Below are 12,359 nucleotides of genomic sequence, written 5' to 3' on the forward strand. Positions count from 1 at the left end.
AGGTTTGGACAAGTCTCAGCGAATCGAGGAGCGGCCGCCCTGGTGCCTAGCCGCCTGCGGGGTGGGTGGCGTGCTGCCTAATGCGCGCCTCGGCCTGCGGCACATCCATCGGCTCACAGCCGTCGGCCATCCAGGCGCGAATGAAGGAGGGCTCCAGCCGCAGCAGCCTGAAGCCGCGCCGCAAAATCACTGGCAGCGACTTGCGGCCCTCGGCCACGTCCCGCAGCAGGCGGAACCAGAAATTCTTCCAGCGCGGCCGCTTGATGCAGATAGCGTCGGCCAGGATCCCGGCCTTGCGGGCGTGAGAAACCATGTGGGAGGCAAACACGCCCTCCGCGATGAACACGCGGTGCTCACCCAGGGACATCTGCGCAAACCCCGTGCGGCGGTTGAGGGGGATCGAATACACCGGCAGCTCGCAGCTGCCGTGGAAGGCCAGCTCCACCAGGGCCGCCAGCGCCTCCTCGGTGTTCCACGCCTCCGGCGAGTCCCAGTCCACCAGCGACCCGCTCAACATCGGCAGGCCCGGCGCCGTGTCGTCCTTGTAGAACTCATCCAGGTTCACCACCGGCAGGCCCAGCCGCCTAGTCATGGACGTCTTGCCGCACCCGGACGGGCCGGCCAGCAAGACCACGCGAGCCGGAGGCTGCGGCACTACCCCGGGCGGCAAATCAAAGAGCGGCTCCTGGTCGCTGCGGTAGGGCACAGCGTCGTCCAACCTGAACTGGTCGGTGGAATCGTCAGCACTTGGGGACGGCGGGAGGGAGGGCACCCGCCAATGCTAAGCGAGCGGCCCGGCACGCAACGCGCACCGGGCCACCCAGCAAGAACCGCTAGATGAACTGCAGCGGGTCGAACTCCGCCAGCGGGATGATGCGAACGCGCGGCAGCGGCTCGCGGAAGGCGTGGATGTCGTGCTCGATGTCGTAGACCTTCAGGCCACGGTCCTGCAGCGCCGCCAGGTGCGAGTTCAGGTACTCGCGGAAGCAGATCACGCTCACCTTGCGGCCCTGGCCCAGCAGGCGCTCCAGCTGCGGGATGAAGTCGCCGTCGTGGCTGGCCAGGATCACATCGCCCTCGGGCAGGTCAGCGATCGCGTTCAAGGTGCGCTGGATACCGATGTCCACCACCTTCTCCGGGCCCACGCCGGAAAGGGGGATCGGGCGGTAGTCCATCGCCAGCAGCGCCTGCACAAAGTTCATCGGCAGGGAGCCGTTGGAGGCGTTCAGGAAGAACAGCGCCGCAGAGCGCGTGGAGCGCAGCGTGGGAGCCTCCTCCTCGCCGTCCTCATCCACGCTGACCTTCGGGGCACCCGCGCAGTCCTCGTCCACGAAGGCGCGCACGCGGTCCCAGCGGGGACGCTCAGCCGGTTCGGGCCTGCGCCCCAGAACACTTAAACCCAAAGTAGCGTCGATGTTTTCACCATCGACTAATAAATACGTAAAAGCCATGTGATTACTGTAAGCCCCACCCCTCGCGGGAGGGAATGGATTTCACAAGGCGGGCAGTGGGCCCACGCGTTGAACGGCGCGGATTCCCGGCCGCCACGGTCCGGGGTGGGGCGGCCGGCCTGCCCTGTGGTTCTGCGCACGTCCCGCCGGGGAAGTGACGCAAACGGCCCGGCCCCCGCCTGGCCCATCGGGTGGGGCACGGGCTATGCTGGGTGACCCTGTAATTTTCCGGGTTGGGCCCGGCAAGATTGGGAAAAGAAAGGGAAAATCGATGCCTACCGGCAAGGTAAAGCGCTTCTTTACGGACAAGGGCTTTGGCTTTGTGGCCGACGACGAGGGCCGCGAGGCGTTCCTGCACGCCACCGCGCTGCCGGCCGGCGTGGACGACATCGCCCCGGGCACGCGCATCGAATACTCGATCGCCGAGGGCCGGCGCGGCCCCCAGGTGCTCTCCCTGACCATCCTGGAGGCCCCCAAGCGCTCGCGCCGCCTGGCCCCGGCGGAGATGGCCGAGCGCATCGAGACCCTCATCAAGGTCCTGGACGACGCCGCCACCTCCCTGCAGGCCGGCCGCTACCCGGACAACTCCCGCAAGATCGCCTCCGTGCTGCGCGCGGTGGCCGCCGACTTTGACTAAGGTCTGACGCGTGGCAACTACCAGTCGACCCGATGCAAACCTGGCGAGCGCCGTTGACGTAGCGCGCGCCGCCGCCCTGGAAATCGCCTCCCCCGACGAAGTGGGGGAGGCCGCCGGGGTGCGCGCCGAGGGCGAACGGCTGGTGACGCACCTCTTTACCTGCCTCAAGCCCGGATACGCCGGCTGGAACTGGGCGGTGAGCCTGGCCCGCGCGCCCCGCTCGCGCCGCGCCACCGTCTGCGAGGTCAGCCTGGCCCCCGGTGAGGGCGCCCTGCTTGCCCCCGAGTGGGTGCCGTGGAAGGACCGCCTGCGCCCCGGCGACCTTGGCCGCAGCGACATCATGCCGCCTGCGGTGGACGACGCTCGCCTTGAGCTAGTAGACACCGAGGCGGAGCGTGCTGCGCTGGACGACGTTGCGCTGGACGTGCCCGAAGGGATGGAGGAGACGCTGGGACGCCACCGCGTCCTGTCCCCCGAGGGGCGGGCGCAGGCCGCGCAGCGCTGGTACGACTCCGACAAGGGCCCGAGCGGCCGGCCGCGCGGCGTGCCCTCCTGCGGCACCTGCGGCTTCCTGCTCCCCATGGAGGGCGCCGTGGGCAGCGTGTTCGGCGTGTGCGCCAACGAGTGGGCTAGCGACGACGGCAGCGCCGTGGCCCTGGACCACGGCTGCGGGCAGCACTCCCAGATCAAGGCCCCCGCGCAGGAAGAGGAATGGCCCCTCACCCCCACGCGCGTCAACGAGTCCGACATCGAGGTGGTCGAGCTCCAGCGGTGAGCCCGGTCGGCACCGAAGGGCGTGGCTAATCCGGGCGGCGCGGCGGCAGCGTCGTCCCGCCACCGTGCCCGCGTGAATCTGCCCACGAATGGCGGCCCGGCCTGGGAATAACCTGAATGCGGGTGGAAGAATTACCGGGTGAGCAACACCAAGCAGGCGCGAGAGTCGCGCGCCACCACCAAGGCCGGCCTCGCTGGCGTCCTCGACTCCTTCTTCCGCATCTCTGAGCGTGGCTCCACCATCCCGCAGGAAATCCGCGGCGGCCTGGTCACGTTCTTCGCGATGAGCTACATCCTCATCCTCAACCCGATCATCCTGTCCGGCCCGGACGCCTCCGGCGGCTTCCTGGGTGGCGGCGAGTCCGCCAACATCCCCGCCATCGCGGCCGGCACCGCCCTCATCGCGGGCATCATGACCATCCTCATGGGTGTGGTCGCCAACTTCCCGCTGGCCCTGGCTGCGGGTCTGGGCATCAACGCCATGGTCGCCTACGGCATCACCACGATGCCGAACATGACCTGGGCCGACGCCATGGGCCTGGTGGTCCTGGAGGGTGTCATCATCCTGGTCCTGGTGCTGACCGGCTTCCGCGAGGCCGTGTTCAAGGCCGTCCCGGCCCAGCTGAAGGTCGCCATCTCCGTCGGTATCGGCCTGTTCATCGCGTTCATCGGCCTCGTCGACGCCGGCATCGTGCGCCAGTCCATCCCCGTGGTCCAGTTCGGTATCGGCGGCTCCCTGCGCGGCTGGCCGGCCGTCGTGTTCGTGGTCGGCCTGTTCCTCATCATCGTGCTCATGGTCCGCAAGGTTCGTGGCGCCATGCTGATCGGTATCGCCGTGGCCACCGCCCTGGCCATCGCCGTCGAGCGCATCTACCACGTTGGCCCCAAGGGCGTGGACGGCACCAACCCCGGCGGTTGGGGCCTGGCCGTGCCCAGCCTGAACGGCTCCCCGGTGCAGGTGCCCGACCTGTCCACCCTGGGCCAGTTCTCCCTGCTTGGCTCCTTCGAGAAGATCGGCGTGGTGGCCGTTGTTCTGACCGTCTTCACCCTCATGCTGGCCGACTTCTTCGACACCATGGGCACCATGGTCGCCATCGGTGCCGAGGGCAACCTGCTGGACAAGGACGGCAACCCACCGCGCACCCGCCAGATCCTGGTGGTTGACTCCCTGGCCGCCGCCGCCGGTGGTATGGGTGGTGTCTCCTCCAACACCTCCTACATCGAGTCCGCCTCCGGCGTTGGCGACGGTGCCCGCACCGGTCTGGCCTCCGTGGTCACCGGTGTGCTGTTCCTGCTGTCCATGTTCATCGCCCCGGTCGTGGAGATGGTGCCCTACGAGGCCGCCACCCCGGCCCTGGTGATCGTCGGTTACCTGATGATGACCCAGGTCGTTGAGATCGACTGGAAGAAGCTCGAGATCGCCATCCCGGCCTTCCTCACCATCATCCTGATGCCGTTCACCTACTCCATCACCGTGGGTATCGGTGCCGGCTTCGTCACCTACGTGGTCATCCGCATCGCCCAGGGTGCCGTGAAGAAGATCCACCCGCTCATGTGGCTGATCTCCTTCATTTTCCTGATCTACTTCACCCTTGGCCCGATCCGCGACCTGCTGAACGTCTGATCCAAGGGCCCGGGGCCTAAGGCTTCCCGGGAGCAAAGGAGCGGGGGCGCTGCCTGGCGGCAGCGCCCCCGCTTCCGTTTACTCGGTGAGGCGGTGCGGCGCGGGTGGGCTATCGCGGCGCGGACGCGCCCCGGCGGTGCCCGTAGACCTCCGCGCGGGAAAGCCTTGCGTCCCGTCGATGGGGATGGCCGGATCGAGCGCGCCGGTGAGCGGCCCGATGACCGCGCCGTTGCCTCGCCCGATGGCCGGGCCCGGGTGACGGCCAAGACCACCGCGTTCACGCCGCAAATGTTGCAACGGGGTACATTCGACCGCTCGGTGCCACGCCCCCGAGCGGTCGAATGTACCCCGACCGCACTCTTGTGCGCTCGGGGGCAAAACGACGCCGCCCATTGCCTTAGTGGCAGCGCCGCCACGGCCATGTGCCCCGCAGCGTAATCAGGGACGCCTGCTGCCCGGGGCGTGCAGCAGGAGCGTGCGTGCTGCCCGGGCTCTTGGTCGCTGCGGCGTGCCTGCTGCCCGGGGCACTTGGTCGCTGCGGCGTGCGTGCCGACCGGGCAGCGGAGGCCCGATCAGGCCAGCGCCTCCACCACGTAATCGATCGAGGCGGTGAGGGCGGCAGCGTCGTCCACCGAAGCGGCCGGGAAGGTAGCCACGCGCAACTGGTTGCGTCCCAGCGAGCGGTACGGGAACACGTCCAGAACGCCGTTGGCGCGCAGGGCGGCCTGGATGTCGGTGGCGTCCACGCCCTCGAAATCGATCGTCGCCACCACGGGGGAACGCCACTCCGGGCGCTCCACGAACGGGGAAGCGAAGGCACGCTCCTGCGCCCAGGTGTAGATGTGCCCGGAGGCGGCGGCGGCACGCGCCGCGCTGGCAGACAGGCCGCCCGAGGCAAGCAGCTCGCGCACCTGGGCGCGCAGCAGGATCAGGGTGGCAAGCGCCGGGGTGTTGAAGGTCTGATCCTTGCGGGAATTGTCCAGGGCGATCGGCAGGGACAAGAAGTCCGGCACCCACCGGCCCGCCCCAGCCAGCTCCTCCACACGAGCAACAGCGCGCGGAGACATCACGGCGATCCACAGGCCGCCGTCGGAGGCAAAGGCCTTCTGGGGGGAGAAGTAGTAGACGTCGATCCCCGCGAAATCCACCTCCACCGCGCCGGCGCTAGAAGTGGCGTCCACGATCGTCAACGCCTCCGGGGCCGCGCCCGCCACCGGGGCAACCGGGGAGATCACGCCCGTAGAGGTCTCGTTCTGCGGCCAGCAGTAGGCGTCGGCGCCCTCTACGGCCTCCACCACCGCCAGCTGGCCTGGCTCCGCCCTGAACACCGTCGAGGGGGCAAGGAACGGGGCCCGGTCCGTCTCCTTAGCGAACTTGGCACCAAACTCGCCAAAGACCGCGTGGGCGGCGTGGTTGCGCACCAGGCCGACCGTGGCCAGCGCCCAGAAAGCCGAGGCGCCGCCGTTACCCAGCACCACCTCGTAGCCGGCAGGAATGCGCAATAAGTCAGCCAACCCTTCCCGAATCTCGCGCACCAAGGCGCGCACCGGGGCCTGCCGGTGGGAAGTTCCCATCAAGTTGCAGGAAGCAATTTCCGCCACGTGCGCGGCCGGGATCCTGGACGGGCCGGCCCCGAAACGGCCGTCGGAAGGCAGCAGATTGGCGGGAATCTTGATGTCACGGGCAGCGAAGTCAACCATGGCGCAATTCTTTCACCTCACCAATGCCCGCCAACAGGGCGCGCCGCGTCGAGTAAGTCGCACTATCGGCACCAAACCAAGGGTAGAAAGGACACCAAAGCACCTGGCCAGCGAGGAACTGACACGATGAGCGATCTGATCGACACCACAGAGATGTACCTCAAGACCATCTACGAGATGGAGGAGGACGGCGTCCCGCCGCTGCGCGCCCGGATCGTCGAGCGCCTGGGGCACTCCGGCCCCACCGTCTCCCAGACCGTGGCGCGCATGGAACGCGACGGCCTGCTGGTCGTGGCCGGCGACCGGCGCATCCAGCTCACCGACCGGGGCCGCGAGGTTGCCCGCGAGGTCATGCTCAAGCACCGCGTGGCCGAGCGTCTGCTGCTCGACGTCATCGGGATGCCCTGGGAGCTGGTCCACGACGAGGCCTGCCGCTGGGAGCACGTCATGAGCGACCATGTGCGCGCCCGCCTAGACGTGCTGTTGAAGAACCCCCTGACCGACCCCTACGGCAACCCGCTGCCCGGCCACGAGTCCGCTCCGCTGGTGGCGCTGCCCGACGCCCTTGAGATCGCCGGTGAGCGGGTGCGCGTGCGCCTGGCCCGCCTGGGCGAGCCCGTGCAGGCCGAGCCCGGACTGCTGCGCGAGTTCCTGGCCGCCGGCATCCTGCCCGGTACCGACGTCACCCTGATGGGCGAGCGCCACGGCGGGGTGATCGTGGGAGGCCTCAACGGTCAGGTCACCCTGAACTCGACGCTGGCCAAGCACGTGTTCGCCGAATCCCTGGACGGCTGAGCCGGATCCTGAGGTTGGGGCCGGCCCGAAGGGCCGGGCTGGCCCGGAAGGCTGGGGCGGGTGGCCCGTCGCGCTAACGCGACGGGCCACCCGCCCGTTTTCCCGCCGTGTTGGGCGTGCGCCCGGTGGCGCGGGCCGCGAAGGGCGTGTGATCGGGGCGGCCGGAGGAGCGTCGTCCACGATGTGAGACAGGGGGCGGTGGCCCCGCGTCGCGGAATTGTCACGAAACGGTCACGGGAAATGTGAGGTGCACCCCAAAGTGGGCTGTTACATTCCCGTAACAAAGCGGGGTGGGTTAGCGTTTTCCTCGTGGTTGGACATCCTCAAGTCCGGCCGCCGCGCGAAGGGCGTCTAGTCCTGCCGCCTTCGCGTGACTAGCTCAGAGACCGCAAACGGCAGGAGCGGGGGAACCAAATCGGTTCGCGCAAGCGGACCTTGGGGTGAAGGGTAGCTAGCTGCCCCGGGCGATTCCTCGGCCCGAACCCGACAGCTCACCTCGCAAGCGCAAAGGAGAGGTACTCATATGACTTCGCAGACCCGGAAGGCGCGTCACCGCGCCGCCTGCCGTCCCGCCACGGTCTTCACCCCGCTGGCTCAGCAGGCCGCCAAGTCGGGCCGCGCCACCCTCGCTGTGGTCGCCTCCGGTGGACTCGCGCTTTCGCTGTCCTCCGTCCCGGCCTTCGCCGCTCCGGCTGACGTTCAGCCCGTTGACTTTTCCGCCCTGACCCGCGACGCGCGCCGTGCGCTGGCCACCAACCCCACGGTGACCGTCGCCCCGGACGCCGCCTTCTCCCTGGACGACGCCGTCGTCGAGGCCGCTGCGGCCCCGGTCGTCGAGGCCCCCGTCGAGGAGGCTGCCTCCCGTGACTCTGAGCGCGAGGAGGTGCAGGCCGAGGAGGCGCCCGAGGAGGCGCCCGAGGTCGCCGAGGAAGTTGCGCAGGAGACCACCTACCAGGCTCCCGCCGTCAACGCCGCCGCCGGCTCCATCGTCGAGATCGCCCAGCGCTACCTGGGCGTGCCCTACGTGTGGGGCGGCTCCGACCCGAACGGCTTCGACTGCTCCGGCTTCGTGCAGTACGTCTACGCCCAGGCCGGCATTGGCCTGCCGCGCACCTCTTATGGCCAGGGCGGCGCCGGCACCATCGTCTCCTACGCCGAGGCGCAGCCGGGCGACATCGTGGCCTGGGGTGGTCACGTGGCGATCTACCTGGGTGACGGCATGATCATTCACGCCCCCGACTTCGGTCGCAGCGTGGAGATCGCCTCCATCTACGGCTCTCCGTGGTTCGTGCGCGTGGGCTGAGCTAGCGCGTGAGGCAGAAGCGGGGTCGCAGCATCGAGCTGCGGCCCCGCTTTGCTGTGCGCCGACGCGTGGCGCCACACTTAACCGCTAAACCACCACCCGCGAAACTGTGTTGTAGGGCACAATTGAGGTGACCCAAGCGCAAGGAGGCGGCAATGGTGAGCAAGGAAATCGTCGTAGGGGTTGACGGCTCGGTGGAGAGCAAGGATGCGCTCCAGTGGGCCATCGACGTCGCCAAGGCGCACGAGGCGCCGCTCCGGCTCGTGTGTGCCTATTCGTTGCCCTCATTCACCGCAGCCTCCCTGGACGGCGGGTTCGCGATCGCCGACGACGCCGCGATCGAGTCCGGTGCGCGGGCCGTCATCGACGAGGCGATGGCGCGCGTACGCGACGCCGGGATCGAGGCGGAGGCTGACCTGGAGACGGGCGACCCGGCCGGTGTGCTGGTGGATCGCTCCAAGCACGCCTGGCTGGTGGTGGTCGGCACGCGCGGTGGCGGCGGGTTCGCCGACCGGCTGCTGGGCGCGGTTTCCTCCGCCGTGCCCGCGCACGCCCACTGTCCCGTCGTGGTGGTGCCGCGCCACGAGTCCGGCAGCGAGTTCACGCCGATCCGCCGCATCGTGGTGGGCGTGGATGGGTCCGACGTTGCCGCCCGCGCCCTCTCCCTGGCGATCGACGAAGCGATGCTGTGGAACGCCGAGCTGACCGCCGTGGCGGCCGTGCCCATGACCACCGGGATGGGCACGCTGTCCTGGATCCCGACCTCCGTGGACCGCGAGACGGTGGTGGCCGACGCTCGCGCCGGCCTGGACGCCACCATCGAGAGCGTGCTGGGCGGGCGGGACGTGAACGTGCGGCGCCACGCCCTGGACGGCAACCCGGCCGCCCTGCTGGCCGAGTTCTCCACCGCCGTGGACCTGGTGGTGGTCGGTACCCGTGGGCGGGGCGGCTTTGCCGGGCTCCTGCTGGGCTCCACCAGCCAGGCGCTGCTGAACCACACCACCTGCCCGGTCATGGTGGTGCCGGGGCCGAACAAGAAGAAGGAAGGCGAGCCGTCGTACACGGGCCGCTGGAGTCGGCGCTAGGACGGGTGTGATGGACGCGGGGGTGCGGGAGTTTCCCGCACCCCCGCTTTCCCGGTACGCTACCGGGGTACTTCCTTGGTGCCCCCGGGCGCCGGGGTGGGCCCTCGTAGCTCAGTGGATAGAGCACCGCTCTCCTAAAGCGGGTGTCGGACGTTCGAATCGTCTCGGGGGCACTTCTCTTGGCCGGCGCTGCGGCCGTGCATCTGACCCGCAGTCTTAAACCCGGGAGTAGGGTTCCTCGCAAAGCCCGTCCCCACCGGCAGCCGCCCCGCGCGAGTGCAGCGAGCAGCTGCAGGAAAGGGGCTTGACCTCGCCAAACGTGAGCGGCGCCGGAGACGAGAGGGAGGGTGCAGATGGCCAACCAGAAGGACAGCGCTCAAAACGAACCCCGGGACCGCGCGCAGGCCGGCGCCCACGCCCACTCCCACGCCCACTCCCACGCCGCTGACGCGACCTCCCGCGCCAACCGGGTGCGCCTGGCCTGGGCGTTCGGGATCACCGGCGCGATCGTGGTGGCGCAGCTGATCGGGGCGCTGGTGACCGGGAGCCTGGCGCTGCTGACGGACACGGCGCACGCCGCCGTGGACGCCTCCGGGCTGCTGGTGGCCCTGATAGCGGGCAAGCTGGCCCTGCGCCCGCCCACAGACCGGCATACCTGGGGCTATCGCCGTATCGAGGTGCTGGCGGCGCTGGCGCAGTCCACGCTGCTGCTGGCGGTGGGCGTCTACACGGCCGTGGAGGGCGTGCAGCGCCTGTTCAAGCCGGCGGAGGTGCCCTCCACCGAGCTGCTGGTATTCGGTGTGCTGGGCCTGGTGGCCAACCTGACGGCGATGGCGGTCCTCTCCGCGCGGCGCGGCGCGAACTTCAACATGCGCGCCGCGTTCCTGGAGGTGTTGAACGACGCGCTGGGTTCGGCCGGCGTGATTACCGCGGCCATCGTGATCGCCACGACCGGTTTCTCCCAGGCCGACTCCATCGCGGGACTCTTCATCGCCGGCCTGATAGTGCCGCGCGCCTTCGTGCTGATGCGGGAGACCACTGCGGTGCTGATGGAGTTCACCCCGCCCGGCCTGGACCTGGAGGAGGTGCGTGGGCACATCCGCGCCCTTCCCCACGTGGTGGACGTGCACGACGTTCACGCCAGCACCGTCGCCACGGGGCTGCCCACGCTGAGCGCCCACATCGTGGTGGAGGAGGAGTGCTTCCACGACGGCCACGCCGTGGACATGCTGGTGGCGGTCAGGCGGTGCGTGGCCGAGCACTTCGACGTCTCCATCGAGCACTCCACCTTCCAGATCGAGACCGCCCGGATCGTGGATTCGGAGTCGGAGCAGGCCCGGCACGCCTAGCGCAGCGGGCGGGGGCGGCCGGCTCGCAAGCCTGCCGCCCCCGCCGCATTTCCTCCCGAGGCGCCCAGCCTACCGCAGGGAGGTGCGGGTGGAGATGACCCGCACGGCCCATGCCGCCGCGCCCAGCGCCAGCAGCGGGACCGTGACGATGCCGGCCATCCCCACCTGGCTGACGGGGGAGCCGTGCGCGAGGTTTGCCACCACATCCTCCAGCATCCACGTGTAGGTCAGCTCGCCGGTGGTGGTGTTCACCCCGATCGGCACCAGGAAGGTGACCGCGAGCAGCAGGATCTGGTTGACCAGGTAGTAGGCCACCAGCAGGGCGGCCGGCACCGCGAACCCCCAGGCGTTCCAGCGGGCCTGGGCGCCCACGCTGAGCATGGCGGGGATGGCGACGCTGTTGGCAAACAGCCAGGCCAGGGTGATCACCACTGCGAGCAGGGCGCCGCGCGGCCCGACCACGTGCAGGGCTTGGCGCGCGTTCTCCAGCGCCCTCTCCACCCCCATCTGCTGGGCCCTGACGGTGAGCAGGGCCCCCGCCCCGGCCAGCGCGGTCAGGAGGGCGGTGGCGCTGGTGGCGGCCAGCATGAAGAGCGCCTTACCCCAGAACAGGTCGCGGCCCCGCACGGGCAGGGAGTGGGTGAAGTAGCCGCGCTCGCCGTACATGGAGCGCCAGTAGGCGGCGGTCATGATCACGATGACCACGAGCGGCAACGCGATGAGGGCACCGAACACGGCCCCCTTGGTCAGGGCGGAGATGAGCGGGACGGGCAGGAAGCTACCTGCCAGGAACAGAGCGCTCAGGCCGTAGCCGAAGGCCCACTTGATGAGCAGCGTGCGCCCGTGCTCGCGCGCCTCCTGCGCAAAAACCTTGGCGATCATGGCCGGTACTCCTTCTTGAACAGTGCGTCTAGGGACAGGCCGTGCTCGGCGCGCAGGTCGTCCACGTTGCCCACGCGGGTGACCTTGCCGTCGCGCATGAACACGGCGGTGTCGATGATCGGCTCCACGTCCTGCATCAGGTGGGTGGAGATCACCATGAGCGCGTCCTGGTCAAAGTCCCGCAGGATGCCCTGCATGATGACCTCGCGCGCCGCCGGGTCTACCCCGCTGATGGGCTCGTCCAGCAGGTAGACGCGGGCGCGCCGCGCCATGATGAGTGCGATCTGCACCTTCTCCGCCATCCCCTTGGACATCTGCTTCAGCGGGCGGTCAAAGGGCAGCCCAAAGAACTCGATGGTCCGCGCCGCCTTGGCGGCGTCGAAGTCCGGGAAGAAGCGCGCGAACAGCTCGATGGCCTTGGTGGGGGTTAGGCGCGGGTCCAGGAACTGCGCCGAGGGTAGGAAGGCCACGCGGGCCTTGGCCTGCGGGCTGTGCGGTGCCAGCCCGGCCACGGTGGCGCGGCCCGAGTAGTCGGAGAGCACCCCGGCCAGGATCTTCAAAAGGGTGGTCTTGCCGCAGCCGTTGGGCCCCAGCAGCCCGACGATCTGCCCCGGACCCAGCGTCAGGCTGGCGTCGTCGAGCCCGACCACCTTGCGGTAGTGCTTGGAGAGGTGGGAGACGTCGATGAGGGCGGCGGGCGGGGCGTCGTCCACTGCCCGTGCGACGGTCGTGCTAAGCGGTGGGGATTGCGTTGTCATC

General features: G+C 69.3%; 12 protein-coding genes, 1 tRNA gene and 1 riboswitch. Of the genes, 8 read left to right on the forward strand and 5 right to left on the reverse strand.

Annotated elements, in window-relative coordinates; genetic code table 11:
- Window positions 1–46: 46 nt before the first annotated feature.
- Together ABYF38_RS06150 and ABYF38_RS06155 are read right to left on the reverse strand one after the other, a co-directional pair.
- Window positions 47–772, reverse strand: a complete 726-nt coding sequence (locus tag ABYF38_RS06150; protein ID WP_371151514.1) for an ATP-binding protein — start codon at window positions 770–772, stop codon at window positions 47–49.
- A 61-nt stretch (window positions 773–833) separates the two neighbouring features.
- Window positions 834–1,451, reverse strand: coding sequence for a nuclease (locus ABYF38_RS06155; RefSeq protein ID WP_371151515.1), 618 nt, complete (start codon window positions 1,449–1,451; stop codon window positions 834–836).
- Between the two features lie 271 nt (window positions 1,452–1,722).
- Here ABYF38_RS06155 and ABYF38_RS06160 point away from each other — a divergent pair, with 271 nt between their 5' ends.
- From ABYF38_RS06160 to ABYF38_RS06170, 3 genes are all read left to right on the forward strand, one after another.
- A complete protein-coding gene (locus ABYF38_RS06160) occupies window positions 1,723–2,088 on the forward strand; it encodes a cold-shock protein (protein ID WP_371151516.1) in 366 nt (121 codons plus the stop codon).
- Window positions 2,089–2,098: 10 nt separating this feature from the next.
- Window positions 2,099–2,863, forward strand: coding sequence for a DUF3027 domain-containing protein (locus tag ABYF38_RS06165; protein ID WP_371151517.1), 765 nt, complete (start codon window positions 2,099–2,101; stop codon window positions 2,861–2,863).
- A gap of 138 nt (window positions 2,864–3,001) precedes the next feature.
- Window positions 3,002–4,486 carry an NCS2 family permease gene (locus ABYF38_RS06170; protein WP_371151518.1) on the forward strand — a complete coding sequence of 495 codons (1,485 nt, stop codon included), beginning with the start codon at window positions 3,002–3,004 and terminating at the stop codon, window positions 4,484–4,486.
- A gap of 572 nt (window positions 4,487–5,058) precedes the next feature.
- Here ABYF38_RS06170 and serC read toward each other — a convergent pair.
- The gene (serC, locus tag ABYF38_RS06175) at window positions 5,059–6,186 is read right to left on the reverse strand and encodes a phosphoserine transaminase (protein ID WP_371151519.1); all 1,128 of its coding nucleotides are present in this window, start codon (window positions 6,184–6,186) and stop codon (window positions 5,059–5,061) included.
- 126 nt (window positions 6,187–6,312) lie between these two features.
- Between serC and ABYF38_RS06180 the strand changes: the two genes are divergently transcribed.
- The 5 genes from ABYF38_RS06180 to ABYF38_RS06200 all read left to right on the forward strand — a co-directional run bounded on the left by ABYF38_RS06180 (window position 6,313) and on the right by ABYF38_RS06200 (window position 10,718).
- On the forward strand, window positions 6,313–6,981 hold the full coding sequence (locus tag ABYF38_RS06180; protein WP_371151520.1) for a metal-dependent transcriptional regulator: 669 nt from the start codon (window positions 6,313–6,315) through the stop codon (window positions 6,979–6,981).
- Window positions 6,982–7,347: 366 nt separating this feature from the next.
- Window positions 7,348–7,501, forward strand: a riboswitch (cyclic di-AMP (ydaO/yuaA leader).
- A 3-nt stretch (window positions 7,502–7,504) separates the two neighbouring features.
- Window positions 7,505–8,284, forward strand: a complete 780-nt coding sequence (locus ABYF38_RS06185; RefSeq protein WP_371151521.1) for a C40 family peptidase — start codon at window positions 7,505–7,507, stop codon at window positions 8,282–8,284.
- A gap of 155 nt (window positions 8,285–8,439) precedes the next feature.
- The gene (locus tag ABYF38_RS06190; RefSeq protein WP_371151522.1) at window positions 8,440–9,369 is read left to right on the forward strand and encodes a universal stress protein; all 930 of its coding nucleotides are present in this window, start codon (window positions 8,440–8,442) and stop codon (window positions 9,367–9,369) included.
- Between the two features lie 100 nt (window positions 9,370–9,469).
- A tRNA-Arg gene (locus ABYF38_RS06195) sits at window positions 9,470–9,542 on the forward strand.
- Window positions 9,543–9,722: 180 nt separating this feature from the next.
- Window positions 9,723–10,718: a cation diffusion facilitator family transporter gene (locus ABYF38_RS06200; protein WP_371151523.1), complete on the forward strand. Its 996-nt coding sequence runs from the start codon at window positions 9,723–9,725 to the stop codon at window positions 10,716–10,718.
- Between the two features lie 69 nt (window positions 10,719–10,787).
- Here the strand turns inward: ABYF38_RS06200 and ABYF38_RS06205 are convergent, their stop codons facing one another.
- Both ABYF38_RS06205 and ABYF38_RS06210 read right to left on the reverse strand, forming a co-directional pair.
- On the reverse strand, window positions 10,788–11,600 hold the full coding sequence (locus ABYF38_RS06205; protein ID WP_371151524.1) for a hypothetical protein: 813 nt from the start codon (window positions 11,598–11,600) through the stop codon (window positions 10,788–10,790).
- Entirely contained in the window at window positions 11,597–12,358 is a 762-nt protein-coding gene (locus tag ABYF38_RS06210; RefSeq protein WP_371151525.1) for an ABC transporter ATP-binding protein, read from the reverse strand. Before ABYF38_RS06210 ends, ABYF38_RS06205 begins: the two co-directional genes overlap by 4 nt.
- Window position 12,359 lies beyond the last annotated feature (1 nt).

The sequence above is a fragment of the Buchananella sp. 14KM1171 genome, assembly GCF_041380365.1.
In the GTDB taxonomy this organism is placed as follows: Bacteria; Actinomycetota; Actinomycetes; order Actinomycetales; family Actinomycetaceae; genus Buchananella; species Buchananella felis.